At 64.9% G+C, this 26,746-nt stretch carries 19 protein-coding genes; 9 read left to right on the forward strand and 10 right to left on the reverse strand.

Annotation, left to right across the window (positions count from 1 at the left end):
- Positions 1 to 26: 26 nt before the first annotated feature.
- The 3 genes from DVK03_RS14525 to DVK03_RS14535 are packed head-to-tail and all read right to left on the reverse strand — an operon-like array spanning position 27 to position 3,780.
- Positions 27 to 1,019 (reverse strand): ABC transporter permease, encoded by a 993-nt coding sequence (locus tag DVK03_RS14525; RefSeq protein ID WP_008607967.1) that lies wholly within the window; start codon positions 1,017 to 1,019, stop codon positions 27 to 29.
- Positions 1,013 to 2,155: a glucose ABC transporter permease TsgB13 gene (gene tsgB13 / locus DVK03_RS14530; protein WP_008607966.1), complete on the reverse strand. Its 1,143-nt coding sequence runs from the start codon at positions 2,153 to 2,155 to the stop codon at positions 1,013 to 1,015. Before tsgB13 ends, DVK03_RS14525 begins: the two co-directional genes overlap by 7 nt.
- Positions 2,152 to 3,780, reverse strand: coding sequence for an ABC transporter ATP-binding protein (locus DVK03_RS14535; protein WP_115803643.1), 1,629 nt, complete (start codon positions 3,778 to 3,780; stop codon positions 2,152 to 2,154). The genes tsgB13 and DVK03_RS14535 overlap by 4 nt, the downstream gene beginning before the upstream one ends.
- 220 nt (positions 3,781 to 4,000) lie before the next feature.
- On the opposite strand from DVK03_RS14535, the gene ade reads away from it, so the two are divergent.
- The 3 genes from ade (at position 4,001) to DVK03_RS14550 (ending at position 8,153) form a co-directional block, all read left to right on the forward strand.
- The gene (gene ade, locus DVK03_RS14540; protein ID WP_233521826.1) at positions 4,001 to 5,680 is read left to right on the forward strand and encodes an adenine deaminase; all 1,680 of its coding nucleotides are present in this window, start codon (positions 4,001 to 4,003) and stop codon (positions 5,678 to 5,680) included.
- A 169-nt stretch (positions 5,681 to 5,849) separates the two neighbouring features.
- Positions 5,850 to 7,025 (forward strand): BMP family ABC transporter substrate-binding protein, encoded by a 1,176-nt coding sequence (locus DVK03_RS14545; protein ID WP_004041224.1) that lies wholly within the window; start codon positions 5,850 to 5,852, stop codon positions 7,023 to 7,025.
- Between the two features lie 333 nt (positions 7,026 to 7,358).
- On the forward strand, positions 7,359 to 8,153 hold the full coding sequence (locus DVK03_RS14550; RefSeq protein ID WP_008605613.1) for an IclR family transcriptional regulator: 795 nt from the start codon (positions 7,359 to 7,361) through the stop codon (positions 8,151 to 8,153).
- Positions 8,154 to 8,539: 386 nt separating this feature from the next.
- On the opposite strand, the gene DVK03_RS14555 is transcribed toward DVK03_RS14550, so the two are convergent.
- The 3 genes from DVK03_RS14555 to DVK03_RS14565 all read right to left on the reverse strand — a co-directional run bounded on the left by DVK03_RS14555 (position 8,540) and on the right by DVK03_RS14565 (position 12,722).
- Positions 8,540 to 9,307 carry an IclR family transcriptional regulator gene (locus tag DVK03_RS14555; RefSeq protein WP_004041222.1) on the reverse strand — a complete coding sequence of 256 codons (768 nt, stop codon included), beginning with the start codon at positions 9,305 to 9,307 and terminating at the stop codon, positions 8,540 to 8,542.
- A gap of 109 nt (positions 9,308 to 9,416) precedes the next feature.
- Positions 9,417 to 10,523, reverse strand: coding sequence for a Gfo/Idh/MocA family protein (locus DVK03_RS14560; RefSeq protein ID WP_115803641.1), 1,107 nt, complete (start codon positions 10,521 to 10,523; stop codon positions 9,417 to 9,419).
- Positions 10,524 to 10,607: 84 nt separating this feature from the next.
- Positions 10,608 to 12,722 (reverse strand): pectate lyase, encoded by a 2,115-nt coding sequence (locus DVK03_RS14565; RefSeq protein WP_199506011.1) that lies wholly within the window; start codon positions 12,720 to 12,722, stop codon positions 10,608 to 10,610.
- A gap of 377 nt (positions 12,723 to 13,099) precedes the next feature.
- Here DVK03_RS14565 and DVK03_RS14570 point away from each other — a divergent pair, with 377 nt between their 5' ends.
- The gene (locus tag DVK03_RS14570) at positions 13,100 to 14,248 is read left to right on the forward strand and encodes a Gfo/Idh/MocA family protein (protein ID WP_115803640.1); all 1,149 of its coding nucleotides are present in this window, start codon (positions 13,100 to 13,102) and stop codon (positions 14,246 to 14,248) included.
- A 24-nt stretch (positions 14,249 to 14,272) separates the two neighbouring features.
- On the forward strand, positions 14,273 to 15,649 hold the full coding sequence (locus tag DVK03_RS14575) for a DUF362 domain-containing protein (protein WP_115803639.1): 1,377 nt from the start codon (positions 14,273 to 14,275) through the stop codon (positions 15,647 to 15,649).
- Positions 15,650 to 15,697: 48 nt separating this feature from the next.
- Here DVK03_RS14575 and DVK03_RS14580 read toward each other — a convergent pair whose 3' ends face one another.
- From DVK03_RS14580 to DVK03_RS14590, 3 genes are all read right to left on the reverse strand, one after another.
- Positions 15,698 to 17,236 carry a glycoside hydrolase family 28 protein gene (locus tag DVK03_RS14580; protein ID WP_115803638.1) on the reverse strand — a complete coding sequence of 513 codons (1,539 nt, stop codon included), beginning with the start codon at positions 17,234 to 17,236 and terminating at the stop codon, positions 15,698 to 15,700.
- Between the two features lie 96 nt (positions 17,237 to 17,332).
- Positions 17,333 to 18,397 (reverse strand): S9 family peptidase, encoded by a 1,065-nt coding sequence (locus DVK03_RS14585; protein WP_115803637.1) that lies wholly within the window; start codon positions 18,395 to 18,397, stop codon positions 17,333 to 17,335.
- 567 nt (positions 18,398 to 18,964) lie between these two features.
- Positions 18,965 to 19,207: a hypothetical protein gene (locus DVK03_RS14590; protein ID WP_223174116.1), complete on the reverse strand. Its 243-nt coding sequence runs from the start codon at positions 19,205 to 19,207 to the stop codon at positions 18,965 to 18,967.
- Positions 19,208 to 19,369: 162 nt separating this feature from the next.
- Here DVK03_RS14590 and DVK03_RS14595 point away from each other — a divergent pair, with 162 nt between their 5' ends.
- A complete protein-coding gene (locus tag DVK03_RS14595; RefSeq protein ID WP_115803636.1) occupies positions 19,370 to 21,460 on the forward strand; it encodes an ABC transporter substrate-binding protein in 2,091 nt (696 codons plus the stop codon).
- Between the two features lie 205 nt (positions 21,461 to 21,665).
- On the forward strand, positions 21,666 to 23,792 hold the full coding sequence (locus DVK03_RS14600) for an ABC transporter permease subunit (RefSeq protein WP_115803635.1): 2,127 nt from the start codon (positions 21,666 to 21,668) through the stop codon (positions 23,790 to 23,792).
- Between the two features lie 233 nt (positions 23,793 to 24,025).
- Here the strand turns inward: DVK03_RS14600 and DVK03_RS14605 are convergent, their stop codons facing one another.
- Positions 24,026 to 24,244, reverse strand: coding sequence for a hypothetical protein (locus tag DVK03_RS14605; protein ID WP_115803634.1), 219 nt, complete (start codon positions 24,242 to 24,244; stop codon positions 24,026 to 24,028).
- Between the two features lie 215 nt (positions 24,245 to 24,459).
- On the opposite strand from DVK03_RS14605, the gene DVK03_RS14610 reads away from it, so the two are divergent.
- Complete coding sequence (locus DVK03_RS14610; RefSeq protein ID WP_004041211.1) at positions 24,460 to 25,521, forward strand: ABC transporter ATP-binding protein; 1,062 nt, start codon at positions 24,460 to 24,462, stop codon at positions 25,519 to 25,521.
- Complete coding sequence (locus tag DVK03_RS14615; protein ID WP_115803633.1) at positions 25,518 to 26,633, forward strand: ABC transporter ATP-binding protein; 1,116 nt, start codon at positions 25,518 to 25,520, stop codon at positions 26,631 to 26,633. Before DVK03_RS14610 ends, DVK03_RS14615 begins: the two co-directional genes overlap by 4 nt.
- Positions 26,634 to 26,746: the final 113 nt, after the last annotated feature.

A 26,746-nucleotide genomic window follows, 5' to 3' on the forward strand; every position in this document is an offset into this window, starting at 1 on the left:
CCACGGTCGCGGCGTCGAACGCCGGGTCAGTCCATCTCGCGGTTGTACGACTGCAACAGCGCGGAGGGGACCGCGAGTCGGACGCTCTCGGTCCGGATGACCGCGTACGAGAGGACGGCAATCGTCGTCAGGTAGGGGTACGTCGACATAATCTGCGGGTTCGTGAGCGTGTTGACGAGCGGGTTGAGGACGCCGGCAAGGGGGGCGTTCGGGTCGAGGGCCAGCGAGAGCGACTGCGACCGGAGTTGAAGCGCGTCGAGCAGGCCGAAGAGGTACGCGCCGACGAGCATCCTGCTGGGCCGCCACTGGGCGAAGACGACGAGTGCGACCGCAATCCAGCCGCGGCCCACGGTCATGCCGGGAACCCACAGTTGGGAGAACGCCAGCGAGAGGTGCGCGCCGGCGGCCCCGGCGAAGCCGCCGCCGATGATGACCGCGAGATAGCGAAGTTTGAACACCGGCACACCCATCGTGTCGGCCATCTCGGGGTCTTCGCCGACAGCGATGATTTCGAGACCGAGGTTCGACCGATACAGGAAAAACCAGACGACCGGCACCGCGAGGAGCGCGAGGTAGTCGGTTGCGGTACTGCGGAAGAACGCCTCACCGACGAGTGGAAGGTGGACGAGGTAGCGGCCGACTATCGGGAAAGTCATCTGGGGGAAGCCGGTGATGGACTCTTGGACCCACCCGGACCCGAAGAACGTCGTCAGGCCGGTCCCCAACAGCGTCAGCATGACGCCGCTTATGACCTGGTTCGACTTCAGGGAGATACAGAGGAACGCGTGGACGGCCGCGAGCGCCATCCCGCAGGCGATGCCGGCACCGAAGCCGAGCCAGTAGTTCCCCGTAACGGCGGTGACGACGAACCCGCCGAGCGCGCCGACGAGCATCATCCCCTCGACGCCGAGGTTGAGGACGCCCGCGCGCTCGCTGATGAGCTCTCCGAGCCCGGCCAACAACAGCACCGTCGCGGCCTGCACCGTCGCGTTCAGGAGGCCGGCGGCGAAGCTCACCACCGCGCATCACCGCCTGTGGCGTCGGCCGGCGCGTCGTTCCCCCGCCGGTCGAACGCGATGCCGACTCGGTAGCGCTTGAAGAACTCCGAGGTGATGAGAAAGAGGATGACGAGCGCCTGAATGATTTCGACCAACGCCGCGGGGACGCCGAAGGCGACCTCGACGCTCGACCCGCCGACGAACAGGACGGCGAAAAACAGCCCGGCGAGCATGACCTTGACCGCGCTGTTGCGGCCCAGGAGGGCGATGGGAATCGCGGTGAACCCGTAGCCGGGGGCGAAGGCGGCGCGGAACCGCCCCTGCGAGCCGGCGATTTCAGCGATGCCGCCGAGCGCCGCGAACGCGCCGCCGAGGAGGAAGACGAACAGGTACACCGTGTACCGGCTCATCCCCGCCTGCCGGGCGGCCTCGTCGTTCGAGCCGACGAACGTGACCTCGAAGCCGAGGCGCGTCTTGGTCATGACGACGTACGTGGCGACGACCGCGGCGACGGCGACCAACAGGCCGGCGTGAACGTCCGCGAAGAGCGGTATCGACTCGCCGCCGGGCACGAGTCCGGCGAGCGGCGGGAGGGTCGCGGCGTCCGAAAAGCGAGCCGACTGCGGGAAGTTCCCGGTGCCGCCCTGCATGGGCCCGCGGAGCAGGTAGCTCTGGAGTTCCTGTGCGACGAACGTCAACAGAAGCGAGGTGATAATCTCGTTGACGTCCCACTTCGCGCGGAGCCACGCGGGGATGCCCGCCCAGAACGCGCCGGCGACGCAGGCGGCGAGAAACATCAGCGGGAGCAACGCCACGGCGGGAAGCGAGACGTTTACGGCGACCCACGTGCCGGCGAGCGCGCCGAGGAGGAGCTGTCCCTCGGCACCGATGTTGAACAGCCCCGCCTTCAGCGGGAGATACACCGCGAGGCCCGCCAGAATCAGGGGGACCGCCCTGACGAGGACCTCCGTGAGGCCGAACTGGCTGGTGAGCGTCTCGACGAACATCACGCCGTAGGCGTCCACCGGGTCGACGTTCAGCGCGACGAGCGCGACGCCGCCGACGGCTAAGGCCGCGAGGACCGTCAGTACCGGCGTCCCGTAGGCTAGCCACGCGGGGACGGTTCGCCGGGGGTCGAGTTGCAGTTCGACGTTCATGAGCTCCCACCGAGTCCTCGGACTTGAGCGCCCGCGGTCGCGGTGGCGTCCCCGCCGCCGGTCATTTCGAGCCCGATTCGCTCGCGGTCGGCGTCCTCGGGCGTCGTCTCGTAGACGACCTCGCCCTCGTAGACGACGAGGATGCGGTCGCTCAGGTCGATAATCTCGTCGAGGTCCTCCGAGAGCAGCACCACGCCGGTCCCCTCGGTCCGCTGGTCGAGAATCGCCTCGCGGATGGACTCTATCGCGCCGACGTCGACGCCGCGGGTGGGCTGGTTCGCGACGAGGAGGTCGGGGTCACGGGAGATTTCTCGGGCGAGAATGAGCTTCTGTAAGTTACCGCCCGAGAGGTCGCCGGCCGTCGCGTCGGTCACGTCGTGGACGCCGCGAACGTCGAACGCCTCGACGAGCGCCTCGGCGTGCGCCCGGAGTTCGCCGTAGTCCAGCGTCACCCCGCTCCCGAAGCGGTCCTCGCGGAAATCCTTCATCGCCGCGTTGTGCATCACAGAGAGGTCCCCCGCGGAGCCGTAGCGGTTTCTATCTTCAGGGACGAACGAGACGCCGTTGTCGATAAACGTCCGGGGCGAGGCGTTCGTGAGGTCCGTCCCGTCGACAGTCAGTTTGCCCGCGGAGACAGTGCGGAGTCCGGCGATGACTTCCGCGAGTTCCTTCTGCCCGTTACCGCTGACGCCGGCGATGCCGACGACCTCACCGCGGCGAACCGTGAGGTCGACGTTCGACAGCGCCTCGATGCCGCGGTCGTCCGTGGCGGAGACGTTCCGCGCCCGGAGGACTGGCTCGCCGGGGGCGACGCGTTCTCTGTCGACCGTGAACAGCACTTCGCGGCCGACCATCATCTCCGCGAGGTCGGCCCGAGAAACGTCTGACGTGGAGACGGTGCCGACGTTCTCGCCGTCGCGGAGGACGGTCACGCGGTCGACGACCGCTTCGACCTCCTCGAGCTTGTGCGTGATGAAGATAATCGACACGCCCTCGTCGGTGAGGCGTTCGAGCGAGTCAAAAAGGCGGTCGGCCTCGGTCGGCGTCAACACGGCCGTCGGCTCGTCGAGGATGAGCAGGTCGACATCGCGGTACAGCGCCTTGAGAATCTCGACGCGCTGTTGCTGGCCGACGCCCAGCTCCCAGACTTTCGCGCTCACGTCGATGTCGAAGCCGTACCGGTCGGCCAGCTCTTGGATGCGCCGCTCCGGAACGTCGAGGCCGAGCGAAAACCGCCCGGCGAGCGACTGGACGAGCGAATTGGAGCGGACGGCGTCCGGGAGCCATCCGCCCGCGTCCGCGTCCGGGCGAAACAGCGTCGCCGGCTCGCGCTCGCCGAGGACGACGTTCTCCGCGACGGTTAGACGGGGAATCAACATGAAGTGCTGGTGGACCATCCCGATTCCCGCGTCGATAGCGTCCTGCGGGGAGTCCAGCCGAAGCCGCGTTCCGGAGAGGGAGATTTCGCCGTCGTCCTGCGAGTAGAGACCGTACAGAATCTTCATGAGCGTGCTCTTTCCAGCGCCGTTCTCGCCGAGCAACCCGTGGATTTCACCGCGCTCGACGGTGAGGTCAATGTGGTCGTTGGCCACGACGCCCGGAAACGCTTTCACGATGTTCTCCATCCGGAGAAATGGTTCCCTTGTCATGTGGTATATTCACAGGAGTGTATTGAATCCACCAAGATAACTGTTCTCATGACCGGAATATTTGTTTTGACGTGCCCATCTGTTCGGGGGTGTTCGGATGACGTGGGGAAATTCATAAATCCCGCCTCCGACAAGAGCGCCTATCGATGTGGACACCGACCGCCTCTCGGATAGCCGAATCGAACGGAGCGCAACGATGAGCGACGAACCGGTTGACCTCCTCGTCAGCGGGAACCTCGTCAACGTCAACACGGGGACCGTCTCGGAGTCGTTCGTCGCCGTCGACGACGGGCGAATCGTCGCGCTCGAAGAGCGACCGGCGGCCCGCGAACTCGACGCGGAGTACATCGCGCCCGGTCTCATCGACGCGCACATGCACGTCGAGTCGTCGATGGTGACGCTCCCGCAGTACGCCGACGCGGTGGTGCCGCGGGGCGTCACGAGCGTGGTTCACGACCCGCACGAGATTGCGAACGTGAGCGGCGTCGCCGGCGTCGAGGCGATGATGGCCGACGCGACACGGACGCCGCTGAAAGTCCGCTTTACCGTTCCGTCGTCGGTCCCGGCGACGACGTTACAGGACGGGGGCGCGACGCTCGATGCCGAGGCCGTCGACGCCCTGCTCGGGGAAGACGAGGTCGTCGCGCTGGGCGAAGTGATGAACGTTCCCGGCGTCGTCGCCGGCGACGACTCCGTCCACGAGAAGATTCGGGCCGCGAGGGACCGCGGGCTGACGGTCGACGGACACGCGCCTCGGGTACGCGGAAGCGACCTCCAGACGGTCGCCCGATACCTCGACAACGACCACGAGAGCATCGGTCTCGCGGAAGCCCGAGAGAAAGTCGAGGCGGGACTCCGCGTCTACCTCAGGGAGGGTTCCGCGAGCAAGAACCTCGCGGACGTGGTCGGTCTCGTCGACGAGGTGGACAGTCGGCGGCTCTCGCTGTGTACCGACGACAGAGACGTCGTCGACCTCGTCGAGCGGGGCGGCGTCGACTTCGCGGTTCGAAAGGCCATCCGGTTGGGCGTCGACCCGGTGGAGGCGGTGCAGATGGCGACCGTCAACACCGCCGAGAGCTACGGGCTCCCCTTCGGGCGGATTCGGCCGGGGGCACCGGCTGACCTCGTCTTGCTCTCGGACCTGCGAACGTGGGAGGTGGACCACGTCGTCGTCGACGGCGCAGTCGACCCGACGAAGGGTGGTGGCGCGCCGCCGGCGTCGGCCATAGCGACCGACACCGTGAGGTTCGAACCGGTGTCGGCGGCGGACCTCGCGGTGCGACACGCGGGGGACTACCCCGTGCGAGTCAGAGTCATCGACGCGGTCGGCGGACTCCAGACGGGACGGGCGGAAGCAGACGTTCCCGTCGCGCCGGTCAACGAGGAACGGGTCCTCACCGCGAACGCGGACGACGACGTGCTTCCACTCGCCGTCATCGAACGGCACGGGGAAGCGGGCGGCATCGGCCGCGGATTCGTCCGCGGGCTCGGGCTGGAGCGGGGCGCTGTGGGATCGACGGTGGCCCACGACGCGCACAACTGCATCGTCGCCGGCGTCGACCACGACTCGATGGCGACCGTGGCGAACCACCTCCGGGATGTCGGCGGCGGCGTCGCGGCGTACGACCCGGAGGACGACGCCCTGTCGTCGCTGGCGCTTCCGATGGGAGGGTTGATGTCGGACGAATCGCTGGGGACCGTAAAGGAGACGTTCGAATCAGTCGAGGCGACCGCCGACGACCTCGGACTCGACCGCGACGGTGGCCTGATGGCGCTGTCGTTTCTCGCCCTCGAAGTGATTCCGACGTACCGACTCACCAACAACGGACTGGTCGACGTGGAGTCGTTCGAGTACGTGCCGACAGTTATCGACTGACAGCAGAACGACCGCCGCGGCGCGTGGAGTCGATATTCGTCCACAGAAACATCGTATTCAGCGACATGCGATTGCAAAACGTGGCGGAACCGACCCGTATGACAGTTATATCTAGAAGATTATGAAAATATTTAAGTATAAATTACAATGACAAGTAAGCGGTTACGCGATGTTAGACGAGGAATCTTCGATTCAGCGGAGAGACGTACTGAGTGCGCTCGGTGCCGCCGGCGTCACCACGCTCGCGGGTTGTACCGGTGGAGACACCGGAGACACCGACGACACGGAGGCGAGCGAAACGACGGCCAGCGAGGGAACGACCAGTGGAACGACGACCGGCGACGTCGAGACCACCGACGGCGGGGGGCCAAGCGAGGGAGAGACGGTCAACGCCGCGTGGGTGTACATCTCCGAAATCGGTGATCTCGGGTGGTCGTGGGCGCACGACCAAGCCCGGCAGGCCGTCGACGAGCAGTACGACTGGTTGGAGACGGAGTACACGGAGGCCGTCGCGCCCTCGGACTCCGAGCGGGTCTTCGAGCAGTACGCCCAAGGGGACGTGGACGTGATATTCGGAACCACGTTCGGCTACCAGGACCCGATGTACGCGGTGGCGGAGGACTACCCGGACACCGTGTTCGAACACGCGACGGGCTACCGGACGCGGGAGAACATGGGTCGCTACATGGGTCGCATCTACGAGCCGCGGTATCTGGCCGGACAGGCCACCGGAATGGTCACCGAGAACAACACCATCGGGTACGTGGCCGCGTTCCCGATTCCGGAGGTCGTTCGGTCCATCAACGCGATGGCGCTGGGCGCGCGCTCCGTCAACCCCGAGGCGACGTTCAAGGTTCGCTGGGTCAACGCCTGGTTCGACCCGCCGACGGCCAGAGAGGCCGCGAACGCGCTCATCGACGAGGGCTGTGACGTCATCGCCCAAGAGCAGGACTCGCCGGCGGCGGTCAGGGCCGCCAGCGACGCCGGCGTCTGGACCTCAGGGTACAACGCTCCGATGGGGCAGTTCGGCGGTGAGAACTACCTCATCTCTCCGATTTGGGACTGGACCGAGTTCTACGGTCCGACCCTCGAATCGCTCCACGAGGGGTCGTGGGAAGCCGATGCGTTCTGGGGCGGGATGGAGACGGGCGTTCCGATGCTCGACGAGTGGGGACCGAACGTCTCACAGGAGGTCAAAGACCAGGTCGCCGCGACGGAAGAGCAAATCCTGAACGACGAACTCGACGTGTGGGCGGGCAGCGCGTTCGAGGGGGAAAGCGACGAGTTCCTCTTCCAAGAGATGAGCAGTTTCGTCGAAGGCGTCGAAGGCGAAGTGCCGAGCTAATCCGCGTCTGCCGGGGATGCGCGGCGGAGCACGACGACGGTCGACCGGCCGACCGACGGACGAGTATGCCAACCCACAGCGCACTTTTTGCGGCCGCGAACTACCGCAGACGACGAGGGCCACCGGACCCCCGCCGGTGGCGGCGACCCGGAGTCACTGCGTTCGGCTATGGTAAACGAATTTCGCGGATTCCGAGAACGGACAGACCCGCCCTTAGACCGGAATATGAGAATAAGGCCAAATATAGTGTATTTACCGTACGTACACATTCATGTAGCATCGTATAGTTAACATAGGCGAACGTTAATACGGGAGGAGTGACACAACCACACTATGAAACAGACGGGGCAAAAAGGGGGGCCACGGACGCTGAAGACGGTCACGACGGCGTCACGGGTTCTCGACGCCGTCAAAGACTGCGATGGAATCGGTGTTTCGGAGCTCTCCGACTATTTGGACATCTCGAAGAGCACGGCGTACATCCATCTCAGGACGCTGGAGGAAAACGGCTTGCTCGTCCAGCGCGGGGACCGCTACCGGTTCGCGTTCAAATTCACCGTCCTCGGAGAGTACGCGCGGAATCAGAGCCCGCTGTACCGATACGGTAAGCCGGAGGTCGAAAAACTCGCGGCGGAGACCGACCAGTACACGCACATCGTCACCGAGGAGAACGGCTACGGGGTCAACCTCTACCAGGTGAAAGGGGACACGAGCGTCGATGGAGAGTACCAGACCGAGAAGGTACAGAGCCAAGACCACCTCCACTACACCGCCTCCGGAAAGGCGATTTTGGCCGCCCTTCCCGACGAGCGAGTCGAGGAAATCATCGAACAACGCGGACTCCCTGCGCAGACGAAAGCCACTATCACCGACCGCGAGGCGCTGTTCGACGAACTCGAACAGATTCGCGAGCGCGGCTACGCGTACAACGACGAAGAGGAGATCAGAGGGTTTCGCGCCATCGGCGCGCCAATCGAAGACCCGAGCGGGCAGGTGCTCGGTTCGGTGAGCGTGTCGGGCCCGACCAGTCTCCTGCAAGGCGAGCAGTTCCAAGAGCACGTCCCGAAACTCGTCACGCAGTCCGCGAACGTCATCGAGGTCAACATCAACATGAACGCGCAGTCGTAGTCGATGGGACGGGACGTTTGTAATGCTCGAACGCGCTTCCAAACGGGAGTCGTGTGAGAATATTGTTAAATACCCGCGATATTCACCTTGCATTGTCTTGGAGAACGCCTAATACCACCGACAGAAGCACGCTCTATTGGATTTGATTCAGCACACCCACACAAATGTGTTATTATCGTACAATACACCGTGCGCGATGGCACGGATGCGGGAGCGGCAGATAATTTTACACATCTACGACCGTAATCCGCTGCGACGAAGTGCTGAAATTGTGTCATTAGATAGTCACGATTCGAGAGCATATAAAGTTCGGCAAAAACGAACGTACCGTCGGTCGAGCCAGGAGAGCGGGCGAAGACCGCGGGTTCGGCTCGCTCGAACCCGAGTCACGCGAGCGCGAGTTCCAGTTCGAACTCGCTGACGATGTCCTTGACCGTGTGTGCGAGTTCGGCCTTCCGGTCCTCGCCGGTCACCGAGTGGGCCGGGCCCGTGACGCTGAAACCGCCGATAACGTCGCCCGAACGGCGCGTCGCGGCGACGCCGATGGCGTAGAGTTCGTTGAAGTTCTCGGCGCGGTTGACGGCGTAGCCCTGTTCGCGGACGCGCTCCAGTTCCTCGAACAGCGCCTCGCGGTCGGTGGTGGTGTTTTCCGTCTCCTGCGGCAGGCCCCATCGGTCGAGTATCTGTTCGATGCGCGGCTCCGGGAGTTCCGCGAGAATCGCCTTCCCGACGGCGGTGTTGTGCAGGAACAACCGATTGCCGAGTTGCTCGTGGGACCACCCCATCTTGCTCCCCGAGGCGGTGTGCAGGAAGACAGCCTTCCCACCCATCTCGACGGTGAAAATCGACCGAAGGCGGGTCTCTTCGAACAGTCGCTCGGTGAACTGCCGCGCGAGGACGAACGCCGGTTCCCGCGTCCGGACTTGGTTCCCTAACCGAAGCAGTTCCGGGCCGATGAAGTAGAAATCGCCCTCCTTGATGACGAACTGTTCCTGCTTGAGCGTCGCGAGGTGACCGTGAATCGTGCTCTTGGGCTTGTCCATCCGCTCGGCGATTTCGGAGACTCGCGCGCCGTCTATCGCTTCGAGTTGCTTCAGAATCGCTATCGAGGTGGCGGTCGTCCGGAGCGTCTTTGGTGAGTTATCCGTTGGCATACCTCAATATTTTCGGCTATGTATTTAAAATTCGGGATGGTCGAACGACTAAGCGGACGCGGTCTCAGCGAGACGGTGTTGGGCGGCGTCCGGGCGGCGTCGACCGACGTCACCCCTCGACTTCGACCCACCCGCCGCGCTCGCCGGACTCGTACGCCGCGTCGAGGACGCGCAGCAGTTGCACGGCGTCGTCGACCGTCGCAGGCACGTCGCCGGTCTCGTAGCCCGCGAAGTAGTCCTCGAAGTAGTCCTGCACGAAGTCGCCCCACGCCGGGAAGCGGTCGTACGTGAACTCGAACTCGACGGTCCGCTTCGGCGCGGCGGTCCAGTCGGGGTGCTCCGAGGTGATATCGAGCGGGACCGTGGGTTCGTGCTGGAGCGAGTCGTGGTGCAGCGGCGTCAGCGCCTGTCCCTCGGTGCCGTAGAGTCCGAGGTGCGTGTCCTTGCCGCGGTCGCTCAGGTAGTAGCCGGTGTGGTACGTGCCGAGCGTCCCGCTTTCGGTCTCGAACTGGAGGACGGCACCGGCTTCCACGTCCGCCTCGACCGCGTCGTGGAACCGGGCGTTCACCCGCGCGATGGGGTCGTCGAGAATCCACGGCATCACGTCGACCCAGTGCGGGCCTATCCATTGGAGCGCGCCGCCGCGGCTCGTCTCGCGGTCGTAGAGGTAGTGGTCGGTGTCGCGGTAGGAGAGTTGGCTGGCGTTGAAGCGGCCGTCGAGCGTCCACACGTCACCGAAGAAGCCCTCCGAAACCCGGTCGCGGAGCGTCATCGCGACGGGGTTGCGCCGGTAGTACATCGTCGGTGAGACGGTCACGCCGAGCTCGTTGGCGCGGTCAGCGATATCTTCGAGGTCGGCGGCGGTCCGAGCGATGGGTTTCTCGCTGATGACGTGAACGCCGTTCTCGACGGTGCTCTCGATGATTGCCGGCGTCTCGTCGCTCCGGTAGGTTATCCACGCCACGTCGACGTCGGCGTCGGAGACGAGTTCGTGAGGGTCCTCGTACACCGCCGCGCCGCCGACGAGGTCCGCCATGTCCTGTCCCTCGGTCGTGATTTCGTCGGGCCGGTCGTCCATCGCCGCGATGTTCCCCACGTCGACCCGTCGTCCGGGTTCGCAGACCGCGGTAATCGTCGCGTCCAACTCGCTCGCGACGGCGAAGTAGGGGTCCCGGTGGTGGTGGTCGATACCGATGTATCCGATGTTCGCACCCATACACGTAGTTCACCGAAAATGATGTAAAAAGATGCGGGTACAAGCAATATAGCCGGTCGCGGGCGGCGCGTCGGCTCCGCGCAGTCAGCCGTCGGGCGATTCGACCCGCCGAGACCACGACCGAAGCCACTGTCGGGTCCCGCCGTTCGGGACGTTCAGTTCGTGGCTGTTGACCGGGAGGTCCGGGTAGCCGCCGACCTGCTTTTGGCTGTCGACGAGATAGCTCGCGCCGAGTTCGACGTGTTCGAGGATGCGCTCGTCGGTCGCCGTCCGGTCGGCCGGGCGCGCGCCGACGTTTTCGAGGTTGTGTTCGAACGTCCGGTCCGACGGCATCGCCGCGAGTCCGTCGGGCCACAGCGGTCGCTCGTCGACGACGGTCACGTTCTCGTCGACCATCGGCACGTCGTCGTCGGTGACGTTGTCTTCGAGGTACGCGGTGGCCGTGTCCACATCGTCCTCGGCGAACACGTTCGCCTTGTCGGAGTTGGGGTTGCGGTAGGCGTTGCCGACGATGCTCGCCTCGGTGTCGGGATCCAGCCACGTTCCGTCCTCGAAGTCGTACATCACGTTGTTGACGACGACGCTCTCGGTTCCCTCCTTGAGTCGGGGGTGGCGGTCGGTGTTGAACGCCCAGACGTTCCCCAGCATGGCGACGTTCGTCGCGTCGTTGCCGATGAGCGACCCGTAACCGTGTTCGCCTTTCGGGTGGACCGAGTCGTCGAGCGCCTCGGCGACGAGGCAGTTCGAGACGGTCGTGTCCGCGGTCTCGTAGCCGACCGAGAGACACTCGTCGACGCTCCACGAGGCGGAGACGTGGTCGATGACGTTGTTCTCCGTCTCGTCGGCCGTGTTGACCGTGTCGAGCGCCCAGTCCTCGGTCGGCTCCTCGATTCCCGCGTCACCGAGTCGGACCCGGACGTGCTGGAGGACGCAGTCGCTCGCCGCGACGTTCACGCGGCCCCTGACCAACGTGACGCCCGGCGAGGGCGCGGTCTGCCCGGCGATGTAGCACTTGTCGTACGGAATCGGCAGGTCGCGCACGCCGAGGTCAACCGTGCCGCTGGTCTCGAAGACGACCAGTCGCTCGCCGTCGACGGTGACCGCCTTTTCGAGTTGGCGGCGCGTCGGTTCGGTTATCACGATGACCGGCGTGTCGTCGTCGAGCCACGGTGCCGCGTCCGCGAACCCGTCGCTCGGTCCGAACTGCGACGCGCTGTCCGGACCGGCATGGTCCGAGCCGGCGCTGTCCGGGGCCTTGCTGTTCGACGGGTTCGGCGTGCTGAACGTGGAGACTGCGCCTCTCGCGGTGTCTCCGTCGGCCGTGTCGGCCACCGCGCGCACCTCGTAGTAGCGGCGGTCCGTCAGGTCGCCGGCCTCGACGCTGAACGCGCCCGGCGAGGAGCGTTCCGTCGATGCCGTGGTGTTCCACGACTCGGTCGGGACCTCCCGGTACTCGAAGTAACACGCCGCGGAATCCGCACCGCCGAGGTCGCTCAGTTCGCCGGTGAGGGTCGCGGCGTCGGAGGCGATGGCGGTCACGTCGCCGGTCGAGACGAGCGGGACGCCCGCCGTACTCTCCACGCTTCCCGCGACATCGACGTCGCCGATGTCTCGGTTCCGGTCGGGGTCGACCCCCGAGAGGTTCTGGAACGTCGCCGTCGCGAGCGTCCCGGAGAGGTGGCTGGTGACGGCCAGACCGACGTAGACGCTGTCGCCCAGCGAGATGTCGTCGCCGCCGAGCGTGGTAATCGAGGTCCACGTCTCGCCGTCCGTGGAGTGGTACGTCTCTATCGTGTCGCCGCTTCGCGCGAGGCGGAGCCAGTCGGCCGGTGTGCCGCCGACGCTGTTCGTCTCGGCCCCGTCTTCGGGTCGGTACTGCATCGACGCCTCGCCGTTGGGGCGGCGGCGGACCATGACGTTCTTCGCGTCGGGGTCGAGCGACTCGCGAACCATCGGGCCCGCCTTCGTCCAGCTTTCGACGTTGTCGATGCCGGTGTTCTGGACGGCGACGTCGAAGTCGCCGCTCAGTTCCGTGTAGTGGTAGTGGAACGCGTCGGCCGTGCCCCAGATGTCGTCGCCGCCGCCCTGCATCGAAATCACGGTCGCGGCCGCAGCGCCGCCACCGAAGAGGCCAGCAGTCGTCGCGCCGATACTGCCTGCTCCGAGCACGCGGAGGAACGTTCTCCTGTCAGGTGTCATGAGCGAATTACTCACCAGATAACATATTCAACGATTGTTATAATTTATGGTAGCCCCGAACTGGGGCGACGGCAGTAGATAAAGTTCGAGAGTGGCGAACGAATGAAACGGTGTCTGTGACGAAATGACGAGGTGAAACCCAATATATTACAAGCATACGTTTGTAACATATCGGGAAATACATATAAAGTTCGGCATACCCGAATCGGAGTCGCCCGAGTCACGCACGTCGTCGGCTCCGCGCTCACATTCGGCGTCGAATCGGCTGTTCACGGGTGCGGGCGACGGTCAGACGCGCGAATCGTTCACGGCGGAACCCGAAACCATGCAAAAGGTTATTACACTCCGACCAGCAGATTGGTGCAACGAGTTAGCCCATGCAAGAGCTAGGTATCATCATGAACGGCGTGACCGGCCGGATGGGAACGAATCAGCATCTCATCCGCTCTATCGTCGCGCTGCGCGAGGAGGGCGGCGTGGAACTCCCCAGCGGGGAACGAGTCATGCCGGACCCGCTTCTCGTCGGCCGCAACGAGCGCAAACTCCGCGAACTGAGCGAGGAACACGGCATCGACCGCTGGACCGTCGACCCCGACCTCGAAACGTGTCTCGACGGCGACGACGAGGTGTACTTCGACTCGCAGATAACCCCCCGCCGCCCTGACAGCGTCATGAAGGCTATCGACGCCGGAAAGCACGTCTACTGCGAGAAACCGCTGGCGAGCGACCTCAGCGCCGCGCTCGACGTGGCCGGGATGGCCGAAGACAGCGACGTGAAACACGGCATCGTCCAGGACAAACTCTGGCTCCCCGGACTGTTGAAGCTCCAGCGGCTCATCGAACAGGACTTCTTCGGCGACATCCTCTCGGTGCGCGTCGAGTTCGGCTACTGGGTGTTCACCGGCCACGGGCAGGAGGCACAGCGCCCCTCGTGGAACTACCGCGCCGAGGACGGCGGCGGCATCGTCGACGACATGTTCTCCCACTGGAGCTACGTGCTGGAGAACCTGTTCGGTGAGGTGGAGTCCGTCCGCTGTCTCCAGAAGACCCACATCGACGAGCGAATCGACGAGGACGGCGAACCGTACGAGGCGACCGCCGACGACGCCGCCTACGCCATCATGGAGTTGGAAGACGACATCGTCGCCCAACTCAACTCCTCGTGGACCGTCCGCGTCAACCGCGACGACCTCCTCGAAATCCAGGTCGACGGGACCGAGGGAAGCGCGGTCGCCGGCCTGCGCGACTGCAAGACGCAGGGCCACGCGAACACGCCGAAACCGGAGTGGAACCCGGACACGCCCAAGGAACACGACTTCTACGAGGACTGGACGGGCGTCCCGAACAACCGGGTGTTCGAGAACGCGTTCAAGCTCCAGTGGGAGAAGTTCATCCGCCACGTCGTCGCCGACGAGCCGTTCCCGTGGGACTTCACCGCCGGGGCGCGCGGCGTCCAACTCACCGAGGCGAGCTATCGGTCCTCTGAGGAGGGTCGCCGGGTCGTCCTCAACGACTTCAGCGTGTAGAAAAGCCCCCCGACGAACAGTTTTATGTCGAACTCGGCCGTCGAGTTTCGCATGCACACAGATGACGGCGAGAACCCCGTAGACTGGCTCTCAGTCCCGGAAGACGTTATCCTCGAAGCGTGCGGCAACCCGCCGCTCCCCGAGTTAGGTATCATCGAACAGGTCTGGGAGACGAACCCGATTCCGACAGACGAGGTGGCGGAGGCGGCCGCGACGGCCGTCGGCGCGCTGTCGTTCGCGGACGTTCCCGACGGCGGCGAAGTCGCGCTCGGCGTCGGAAGCCGCGGTATCGCGAACATACCCGACATCGTCGCGGGCGTCGTCGACGCCGTCTCCGAGGCGGGCTACGAGCCGTTCATTTTCCCCGCGATGGGAAGCCACGGCGGCGCGACCGGCGAGGGACAGCGGGAGATGCTGAACGAACTCGGCGTCACCGAGGAGCGAATCGGTTGCGAGATTCGGTCCAGCATGGAGGTCGTTGAGGTCGGGCGCACGCCGGACCGCGACGTGCCCGTCGTCGCCGACGCCAACGCCGCGGCCGCGGACGCCATCGTCCCCATCAACCGCGTCAAGCCCCACACCGACTTCGACGGCGAGGTCGAAAGCGGGCTGTCGAAGATGCTCGTCATCGGCATGGGCAAACAGCGCGGCGCGCAAATCGCCCACAAGTGGGCCGTCGACTGGTCGTTCCGGCGGATGATTCCCGAGATAACCGAGCAACTGCTCGACTCGCTTCCCATCGTCGGCGGCGTCGCCATCGTGGAAGACCAGCACGACGACACCACGCTCATCGAGGGCGTCCCCCCGTCGGGCTTCCTCGACCGCGAGCGCGAACTGCTCGAAACCGCGTACGACCTGATGCCGAAGCTCCCGTTCGAGGAGCTCGATTTGGTCGTGTTCGACCGGCAGGGCAAGGAGATTAGCGGGCAGGGGATGGACACGAACGTCATCGGCCGCCGACCGTTCTCCATCAACGAACCGGCCCCGGAAAAACCGAACATCAAGCGCATCTACACCCGCGGGTTGACCGAGAAGACCCACGGCAACGCGATGGGCGTCGGGTCGGCGGACGTGATTCACGAGGACATCGCCGCCGAGTTGGACGCGGGGACGACGCTCATCAACGCGCTCACCGCGAGCACCATCCGCGGCGTGAAGCTCCCGCCCGTCGTCGAGACCGACCGTGCGGGCGTCGTCGCCGCGCTGTCGACCATCGGCGTCGTCGACCCCGACACGGTCCGGGTCGTCCGCGCGGCCGACACCATGCACCTCCACCGGCTGTACGCCTCGCCGGCGCTCGTCGAGGAGGCCCGCGACCGCGACGACCTCCGCGTGGTCGAAGAGGCCTCGCCGATTGCGTTCGAAGACGGGCAGTTCGCCGCGCCGTCGCTCCGGGACTGAAGCGCACAGAAGCGTCTTTTTCGGAAAAACGAGTTCGTCGGGCGTCGCCTACCGCTCGACCGTCTCTGGCTGTACTGAGACGACGGCTTCGGCCATGTCGCCGTAGTTGCCCGCGAGGAGCACCGAGGACTCGCCGTCGTCCTCGTCGCGGACGTGAGCGAACGCTTCGCCGTCGTCGGGGGCGACGCAACCGCCGATTCGGAGGTTCTCGACGCCGTCTGCCACGACTGCCGGCCCCTCGTCGGCCTCGGCCTCGAAGCCGTCGAGGACGACGGTCGAACTCGCTTCCGCGGTCAGCGGGGTCCCGCTCCCGTCGGGGACCGTCACGCGAACGTCCTTGAACGAGACGCTGCCGAGCGACTTACAGAAGACGCCGTGTCGCTGGTCGTAGCCTTTCGCCATCGCGGGCGAGAGGTCCGAGGCGTCGAACGGGCGGGTCGCGTCGATGTCCACGTCGGTGAAGGAGATGCCCTCGAACCGCTGTTCGGGGAGGCCCGCGAGGAACGCCGCCGACTCGACCTCCTCGGCGGTGATGTGGTGGAAGTCGACGTTGCGGACGTTCGGCGTCGCCTCGGTGACGGGCTTGGGGTCGCTGTCGATGTCCGTCTGGTAGTAGCCGTTGATGACGAACGGGCAGGCGACGCGGCGCATGACGATGGTGTCGAACCGGAGGTCCTCGACCGTCCCGCCGCGGCCGCGCTTGGACTTGATGCGGATGCCGCGGTCGGTGTCGGTGAAGGTGCAGTTCGTGACGGTGACGTGCCGCACGTCGCCGGCCGTCTCGCTCCCGATGACGACGCCGCCGTGGCCGTGTTCGACCGTGCAGTTGGTCACGACGACGTTCTCCGTCGGGCGACCGACTTCGCGGCCCTCCTCGTCCTTTCCGGACTTCAGGCAGATGGCGTCGTCGCCGGCGTCGATGTGGGTGTCGCTGACCCTGACGAATCGCGAGGAGTCGATGTCGATGCCGTCGCCGTTCGGGGCGTCCGGGGGGTTCCGAATCGAGACGTCGTGAATCGTCACGTCGTCGGAGTAGACCACGTGCGTGTTCCAAAACGGGGAGTTCCGGAGCGTCACGCCGGAGACGGTCACGTTCTCGCAGCCGTCTATCTGGAGCAGCGGCGGGCGCACCGTGAACGTGCTCACCGCGTCCTGTTTGTTGCCCCTCCGAATCTCCTCGAGGCGCTCGGTGAGTTCGGAGGGGTACTGCTCGGGCGGTACCGACACGAACTCCCACCAGTAGGAGCCGCCGCCGTCGATGACGCCCTCGCCGGTGATGGTGACGTTCGCGGCGTCGGCCACGTGGAGACACGGGTGGAAGCCGTCCTGGTTCCACCCCTCCCAGCGGCTCTCGACCGTCGGGAACGCGGTGAAGTCCTGGACGAACCGGAGTTCCGCGCCGTTGGCCAGCCTGAACGTCGTGTCGTCGCCGACGCGGAGCGGGGCGCTTCGGTACGTCCCCGGCGGGAGATACACCTCGCCGCCCGTTCCGGCGCAGTCGTCGAGCGCCGTCTGAATCGCCGCCGTGTCGAGCGAATCGTCGTCGTCGATACCGTAGTCGCGCACGTTCCGCTGTTCGAGAGTCACGCCTGAAGCATCCGCGAGCGCGTTGATAAACGTTGTGCCGAGGTACCACGGCGCAGTACGGCCGGTCGCCCGATGGGAGGAAGACGGCAGGTCGCCTCAGAGCCGGTCGCGCAGGAAGGGCCACGCGCCGGCCTCGAAAAAGCGGTGGCCGCCGTCGCCGACGTAGAGACTGCACTCGCCGTCGGCGTCCGCGGCGCAGTACCGCTCGCGGATGCGGTCGAACGCGCGTCTCGTTCCGGCAATCGGGAAAATCTGGTCGGCGTCGCCAGCGACGACGCGGAGCGGCCGCGGAGCGACGAGGCCGGCGATGTCCCACACCTCGCCGAGGCGTCGGAGGCCCGGGACGTAGTTGCACAGGCAGTGGTCGATGGGGACGATGGAGTCCTCGAACGGGCAGACCGACGCGCAGGCGACGACGGCCCCGAGTCGCTCATCGAGCGCGCCCGCGAGGAGTGCGACCGTCCCGCCGCCGGAGTGACCGCAGACGGCCAGTCGGTCCGCGTCGAGGTCGGGGGCGTCCGCGACGAAATCGACCAGCCGGCACACGTCCCAGACGCGCTCGCCGACGAGCGACCGGCCGACGAGTTGGGCGCGCTGCTGCCAGTACGTACACGCGCTGACGGCGTTGGACGCGTTCGATTCGTCGGCCGCGTCGGGGGCTAGCTCACCGAAGGCGCGCATGTCGGGGGCGACGACGGCGAAGCCACGGCGAACCGCCTGCCGCGCGATGTCCCGTCGGTCGTCGGTGATGTGACGGCGGGCCGCCTCGCCATCTGCGACACCGGCGGCGAGGTCCTTGCCGTGTTCGGTGTGGCCGTGAAGCGCGACGACGACGGGATACGGCGGGTCCACCGAGTCGGGGACGAGCAGATAGAACGGGACGCGGAACCCCCGTTCCGTGCGGACGCTCCACGTCTGTCGCTCGTAACTCCGGTGTTGAACCGCTCCTCCCGAGCGCTCCCGTCGCCTCGGGTCGATGTCCTCGACGGCGCGGTCACGCATCGCCGGGAATCCGAGTACATCGCGCAGTTCGCCGCGGAACGACGCCTGCCACGCCGCGAACGCCCGGCCGGAGGTGCCCGCGGACACGACCGAACTGTCGCTCCCGTCGCTCGCTCGGAGGACGCCGTCGAACCAGTCGTCGTAGTCGAAGCCGGTCATTCGGTGTCGTTTCGACGAACGCGACGACCTCACAAGTGCGTGTCGACGCCGTAAACGGGGTAAATCGTTCCCCGTGGGCGAACAGAACAGAGAGAAGCGATAGCTCGCATCTGAGGCCGTCTACGACCCGTTTTCGGACATATCTGGCGGGTAACGAAACGAGCAGAACGCGGGGAAACGAGCATTACGGTTGTAGCGGCGTCACGGCAATCGACAGACGCCCACCGACCGCAGTCCTGCCGATAAGAGTCCTGAGAGCGGGTATTCTCGAACACCGGGCGCTGACAGAGCGTCGGTTCGGGGGGGACGCCCGCTCGGCCGACGGGTCTGAGTTCCCCGTACGCGAACAAAAACGGCCGTCTCGGAGGTGTACTCGACGCCGAAATCAATAGACAGCGGAATGATAGCGTCAAAAATGTCAGCGTGGTATGGAGAACAGGACATTGTAGTATGAAGAACGGTGGCGACGCGAGTCGAGAGCGAGGGCGAGAAAGAAACCGAGACCGGCCGGGACGGACCGAAACGGAACGGGCCAGACCGGACGAGACCGGGCCGAGAGTCAGTCGGTCAGTCGAGCGCGTCGCTCAGGTAGCCGCACCGCCAGAAGACGACGCCGACGGTCGCGAGAAGCACGCCGGCGAGGGCGAAGTCCATCATGAGGACGACGTACGAGGCGGTCCCGCGCTCGATGCCCGTCATCGCGAGGAGTCCGAGCACGACGATGAGGAGCGTGAACGAGAGCACGGTCGTCCACAGCATCTTCTTCCGGCAAATCCAACATTTGAAGTACGACCGTTCTGAGGTTCCCATTACCGGCGATTTCGCAAAACGGGATAATAGTCCTTTGGGGCCACCATCTCGCGGTTCGGCCGTCCAGAGTCGCAAGCGCGTCCGCGCAGTCAAACTTAATGTCATTAAATAATCAGCATTATCGATGGGTATATATAGAATAGTCGTAATGGGTACTGTGTGATGGATTCGCAAAGCAGCGCTGAGTCCGACAACTGGATAAGCGACGGTGAATGGGAAGACGTGTCGCCACAGACGCGACGTCGTCTGCTTCGAAACGCGTTCGGTGCCACCGCCGGCGCCGCCGCGCTGGCAGGATGTAGTCAGGGCGGGGACGAGGACACGCCGACACCCCTCGAAAACGAGGGCGGCGGTGGAAGCACGACGACCGACGGCGAGTCGGACGGTCAGTCGTCGGGACAGACGCTCGACCACATCATCTCGCTCGCGCCGACGAACGCCCGGTTCAACCCTTACGGGAACGCCGCGAACTTCTCGTTTCGGTGGTACTGGGCGATGTTCGACCAGTTGGCCGTCCACGACAAGGTGTCGAACCAGACGAAGGGGATGGTCGTCGAGGACTGGGAGTACGCCGACAACGGACAAGTCGCGTGGAACATCCGCGACACCTACACGTGGCACAACGGCGACGACCTGACGGCGGAGGACGTGACGACGCAGCTCAAAATCGGTCAGCTGATGCAGACCGTCCACAAGGGCTACGGCGCACAGCCCCTGTACGAGAACGTAGAGCAGACCGGGACATACGAACTCACCTTCGACCTCGTCGAGCCCAGTATCAGCCGGGAGATATTCGAGTTCGGTCACATGAAGCGCCGGGCGTGGCTCTGGGCGCACCGGGACATCTGGGGGCAGTACGCCGAGATGTTCGACGACGCCACCACCGAATCGGAGCGAACCTCCGCCCAACAGGAGATGATGCAGGCGATTCAGCAGGACGTCTGGGACAACGCGAACGTGCCGGGGAACTCCGTCTGGGAGTTCGTCAGCGGGGAGGAGAACGTCGCGCACTTCGAACCCTACGACGACTACGTCAGCCCATTCAGCGACGCCGAGTGGGCGAACGGCGAAATCACGGGCGACATGATAGACTACAACCTCGACTGGCACCGTTACCCGAACCAGCAACAGCGGACGAGGGCGATGCAGGAGGGCGTCATCGACGTGAGCTACCCACCCGAATCGCAGTCCGCCCGGGACCAACTCAGAGAGGGCGGATGGGGTCCCGCCGACGACCTCTCGGAAGACCAAATCACGCCGCAGATGCGAAGCGGGTCGATGGGAGTCCTGCTCAACTGCCAAAGCGATATCACCGGCGACCCGCGCGTTCGGAAGGCGATTCACCACATCGTCCCCCGGAGACCGCTCGTCGAGTGGGTCCCGGACTACGGCACCTACTGGGTCGAAGACCGCATCCCGACCGGAATCGGCCAAGACAAGGAGGTGCCCTGGTTCGGCGGGAACTCGGAGTGGCCGAGCGGCGCTCTCACGCAACTCGACCGATACGCCCACACGGAAGACGACGTGGACGAACAGCGGGCGACCGAACTCCTCGAAGCCGCCGGCTTCTCCCGGTCGGGAGGTCGCTGGCAGGACCCGAACGGGGAGAACGTCACCCTCCGGTTCTACACGGCGACGTCCGACGAGGAGCCGATGGCCCTGCGGTTCGCCCAAATCGCGAAGACCTATCTAGACGACTTCGGTCTCCAGACCGAAGTGACCGCACAGGAGGCGACCATCCGCGCCGGAAATACGCTCGAATCCGGCGACTGGGAGATGCTGTTCGACAGTTGGGGCGGAGCGAAGTCCGGCCCGCCGTTCCTCGGCTTCTCGAACTCGTTTAGGGTTCAGGAGTCGCTGTCCGGACAGCCGCTTCCGACCAACGACAACTGGGCGATGGACCGCACCGTGGAGGTTCCGTACCCCATCGGGAACCCCGACGGCGACCTCCGAGAAGTCGACGTCATCAACGAACTCAACGAACTCCGAACGCAGATGTCGGACGAAGAGCGCAGACAGAAAGTCGCCGAGGTCTCGTGGATATTCAACCAGACGCTGCCGATGATGCTCATAAACGAGGAGGGCGGTACCGGCGGCTACTGGCTGAATCACGACAACTGGGGGACGATGCCGCCGGACAACAACCGGAATCCGGCGTATCGCTACGAAATCGTCGAGGTCGGTCAGTACTCCTACTGCCAGTACATGGCCAAGATGGGAACCGAGTACTTCCACCCGGCCGGAGGCCAGTAATCTCACCGAGCGCCGCCATCTGAACCGGAACCCGTCGTCTCACCGAGACAGCCACACGTCTCAGCCATGCGGTGAACTCCCCGTACGGAGGCGGAACTAATCGCCCCGGACGCGACGACGGCGAGGCCGGTTCGGTCGAGTGCGGTCGAAAGTGGCCCTATTCATAATGATTAAGTACACACATGAGAGATAACAACTAGCAAGGATGGTCGAGAAAAATTACTACGTGCGCCGGATAGCGCAGGCCCTGATAACGGTCTGGGCGGCAATCACGTTCTCGTTCGTGACGGTTCGGCTCATTCCCGGCGGGCCGATGGACTACATCGCCGCGCAGATTAGACAGCGCTCCGGAGGGGCGGTTTCGACGACCCGTCTCAACCAGATGGTCGAGATGTACTCGAACGTCAACCCGGACGAACCGATGTTGCAGGCGTACGTCGAATACATCATCTCGGTCGCGCAACTGGACTTCGGCCGGTCGATATTCTACGCGGACCCGGTCTGGAACGTTCTCGGACCGGCCATCCCGTGGACGATGTTCGTCTCGCTTTTCGCCCTCGTCATCGGCACCATCATGGTGTTTCTCATCGGCGGCTTCCTCGCCGTCCACGAGGGAGACGCCTGGGACATCGTGGGAAGCTACTTCGTCATCTTCTCCGACGCCGTCCCGTACTACATCGTCGGCCTCGTGCTGCTGTTCATGCTCGGGTTCGGCACCGAGTTCTTCCCCAACGGCGGGCGCTACGACAACGCGCTCACGCCCGGGTTCAACATCGAGTTCATGGCTAGCGTGCTGCGACACGCCGCGCTGCCCATCATGTCGTTCGCGCTGACCTCGTGGGGCGGCCTCGAATTCCGGGCGCACTGTACCCGCATCATCGGTGAGGACTACGTCGACGTGGCGGAACTCAGGGGACTGCCCGACAGCCGGATTCAACTGCGGTACATCGGGTGGAACTCGATGCTGCCGATGTACACCGGCCTCATGGCCGGGCTCGCCAGCCTGTTCGGCGGGTCGGTCATCATGGAGCAGATATTCCGCTACCGCGGCATGGGCTTTTACTTCTACGAGGCCACGATGGCGCGGGACTACACGACGGTCATGGCGGCGGTCATCCTCTTTACCATCGTCACCGTCGTCGGCCTGCTCATCGCCGACTTCACCTACGGCTTCATCGACCCCCGCGCCGGGCACACCCAGCGCGAGTCCTACTCGCGGTCGTACCGCGAAACCCTCCAGCGATTCGTCAACCGCCTGCGGGGCGGCGGCGCGGACGAGACCGAAACCATCGACGACCGCATCGAAGGCAACCGCATCTCGTCCAGCGGCGCGATGAGCTTCGACGTCGATAGCTCCGACTTCTCGCGCGGCGAGTACATCAGAGAGCGAATCGACCAGAGCCTCCTGACCCCGTTCCGCATCATCTGGACCTCGCCGCGGGCGCGCGTCGGCGCGATAATCCTCGGCATCTTCGGCTTCCTCGGGCTGTTCGGACCGTACCTCGTCCCCGAGGTCAGGCCGATGCAAGGGCCGATTCTCCTGCAACCGCTGGAGAACATGCGCTACCCGCTCGGCACCGACGACATCGGCCGCGACCTCCTCGCACAGCAGGTGCTCGCGACCCGTCCGATGCTCATCATGATGCTGTCGGGCGCGGCGGTGACGCTCGGCCTGGCCATCCTTCTCGGCGTCACGGCCGGCTACCTCGGCGGCGTCATCGACAAGGTGCTCATGACGGTGACCGACGTGATGATGAACATCCCCGGACTGGCGCTGGTCATCGTCCTCGCCGTGATTCTCGAACCGAAGAGCCCGGTGTTCGTCGGGTTCGTGCTGGCAATCGACAACTGGCCACGGTTGGCCCGACAGCTTCGGTCGCAGGTGCTCACCATCCGCAGTGAGTCCCACGTCGAGGCCTCGCGGGTGCTCGGACTGCCCACGTCGAGCATCCTCTCGAAGAACGTCATGTCCCGGCTCATGCCGATGCTGACGATGGGGACCGTCGGCTCCATGCGGAACATCCTGATGGAGTCGGTCGGCCTGTACTTCATCGGCGTGCTGCCGTTCACGACGAGCAACTGGGGCGTCATCCTCAACATCGCCCGCAACGGCGGCGCGCTGTCCGGCATGGACCGCTTCCACTGGCTGCTCGCGCCGATACTGTTCATCGTCACGATGACGTACGGCCTCCAACTGTTCGCCCAGGGGACGGACCGACTGTTCAACCCCCGCCTGCGCGCCCGCCACGCGGCCACCGTCTCGACCGACGACATGGAAGGCGGTCGCGGCGGCTCGGAGGGCGGCGACGGTGCCGCGTCCGCTGCGGACTGACGAGCACACCCCAGTCGGTCGATTTCGTGTCGCTGTTTTTTCGGTCGTTTCGCGCCGAGCGTATCCGTGCCACTCGATAGCAGGGAAAAGATTAACACACGCGCTATCGACCTATCAAACGGACTTCAACCATGAAAGTGGAGAAAGAAGGAAATACGACGCGGTACCTGCTCGGCCTCGTGATACTCGTACTCCTGCTCGTCGGGGTGTACTACGGGTTCACCATGATGTGATCAGACCAGCCGGTACGCCCAGATAAGGACCCGGAACGCGACGGCCACGAACACCAGCAATCCGCCGATTATTCCGAACATTCCCGCCCAGACGCCGGTCTGGAGGACCGCGCCCAGGAGAATCAACAGCGCGCCGATGAGAATCACCGCCGAGGTGATACCGCCGAATTTGGAGCGAACTGTCCACAGGACGTTCTGTCGCGTCTGCGCTTGCGCCATGCCAGCACGGACATCGCGGACGAACTTATAGTTTGCCGGTATCGCGGGTCGAACTACCCGAATCCCACGGAATCGGCACGCGACGACTGCGCCGGCGGAAAGTGTTAAGTGGGATTGAACATGATAGTTTTCCACTACGGTCACATGTTGACGATAGGCACGCGTAACGGGCGGGGTCGCTCGCCCGCCGTACGAACCGACGAGAGGGACTGACCATGGCGACGCAACACACCAAACGGAAGACGCGGGACGAGCCATCTGCCGAGCACAACGTCTTAGAGATAACGAACGCGAGCGTCGCGTTCGCGATGGAGCGCGGGGACGCGCGGGTCCTCGACGACGTGTCGATAAACGTTCGCCGCGGCGAGGTGCTCGGCGTCGTCGGCGAGTCCGGCTCCGGCAAGTCGATGCTGGCGGACTCCATGCTCGACGCCATCGACTCCCCGGGGACGCTCACCGGCGACGTGGTGTTCAACCCGCCGGAGGGGGGCGAGCCCATCAAGGTCAACGAGCTGAGCAAAGAGGAGCTTCGCCGGTTCCGCTGGGAGCGCGTCTCGATGGTCGTACAGGGGGCTCTCGACTCGTTCAACCCGACGCTCAGCATCGGTGACCACTTCGTCGAGACGCTCCGAGCGCACGACTACGACATTCAGGAGGGGATGGAACGCGCCCGACAGCTCATCTCCGACGTACACCTCGAACCCGACCGCGTCCTCGACGCATACCCCCACGAGCTTTCGGGCGGGATGAAACAGCGCGCGCTCATCGCGCTGAGCCTCATCCTCGACCCCGACGTGCTCGTGATGGACGAGCCGACCGCCGCGCTCGACCTGCTGATGCAGCAGTCGATTCTGAAGCTCCTCTCGGAGCTGAAAGCCGAGTACGACCTCACCATCGTCATCGTGACGCACGACCTGAGCCACGTCGCGCGCATCTCCGACCGCCTCGCGGTGATGTACGCCTTCGAACTGCTGGAACTCGGCCCGGTGCAGGACATCGTCATGGACCCCGCCCACCCCTACACGCGGGAGCTCCTCAACTCGATACCCGACATCGACGCCGACCTCGACGAGATGGCGTCCATCGAGGGGACGAGCCCGGACCCGCTGAACGTCCCGAAGGGGTGTTCGTACCACACCCGATGCCCGCTCGCCGACGAGCGGTGCCGGGCGACGAACCCGGACCTCATGGAGGTGTCCGACGACCACGGGGCCGCGTGCTTCTACACGGACGAGGCCCGCGAGACGATTCCCCTCAAGAAGGAGGTCTCGAAATGAGCGCCGACCCCCTGCTCCGCGTCGACGACCTGAGCGTCCACTTCGGCGGCAACCAAGGCATCCTCGACCGCTTCCTCGGTGACGACAAAGGCGTCGTCCGCGCCGTCGACAACGTCTCGCTCGACATCGGCGAGAACGACGTGGTCGCGCTCGTCGGCGAGTCCGGCTGCGGCAAAACGACGCTCGGAAAGGCCATGATCGGCCTCCAGCGCCCCACCTCGGGAACGGTCCGCTTCCGCGGACAGGACATCTGGAAGTCCGACCTCGAAGCCGGCGACATCCCGTACAAGGAGATTCGGAAGTCGCTCCAGATGGTCCACCAGGACGCCGGCAACTCGCTTGACCCCAACCGGACGATATTCAAGAACCTCAACCCGGCGCTGAAGAAGTGGCGGCCGGAACTCAACCTCGTCGAACGGCGGGAACTCGTCCACCAGATGCTCGATACGGTCGGGCTCACCCCCGCGGACGACTACGCGTCTCGGTATCCCCACCAACTGAGCGGCGGGGAGGCCCAGCGGACCGTCATCGTCCGGTCGATGCTGCTCGAACCGGACCTCATCCTCGCCGACGAGGCCGTGAGCGCCCTCGACGTGAGCCTCCGGGTGAACCTGATGGACCTGCTTCTCGAACTCCAGGAGATGTTCAGCACCTCGTTCGTCTTCATCTCGCACAACATGGCGAACGCCCGGTACCTCGCCGGCCGCGCCGACGGCCGCATCGCCGTCATGTACCTCGGCCGCATCGTCGAAATCGGCCCGGCGGACGAGATTATCAAGAACCCCCAGCATCCGTACACCAAGAGCCTCCTGTGGGCGACCTCCGGCCTCTCGGAGATAAACGACCCCATCGAGACGCCGCCGGTCAGGAAAATCGACATCCCGGACCCGGAGAACCCGCCGAGCGGCTGTCGGTTCCACACCCGCTGTCCCGAGGCGCGGGAGTACTGCACGTCGAACACGCCGGACCTCTCCGGCATGGGCGGCCCGTCTGACCGCCACGAGGCGGCCTGCTTCGACGCACACGACAGAGTCGACTACCGGAACAGCGAGCCGCTCACCGACGACCTCGACATCGACGTCGCGGACGACGCGGAACAGCCGGCCGACTGAAAGAGAAACCTCGATTGAGACTGCTGTTCAGACGGCGGCACCAACACCGAAACCGGTACCGGCACCGATGCCAGTTTTCGCTCCCGTACTGACGCCCGTTTTGGCTCCCGCAC

The sequence above is a fragment of the Haloferax sp. Atlit-109R genome (genome assembly GCF_003665865.1).
Taxonomy (GTDB): Archaea; Halobacteriota; Halobacteria; order Halobacteriales; family Haloferacaceae; genus Haloferax; species Haloferax volcanii.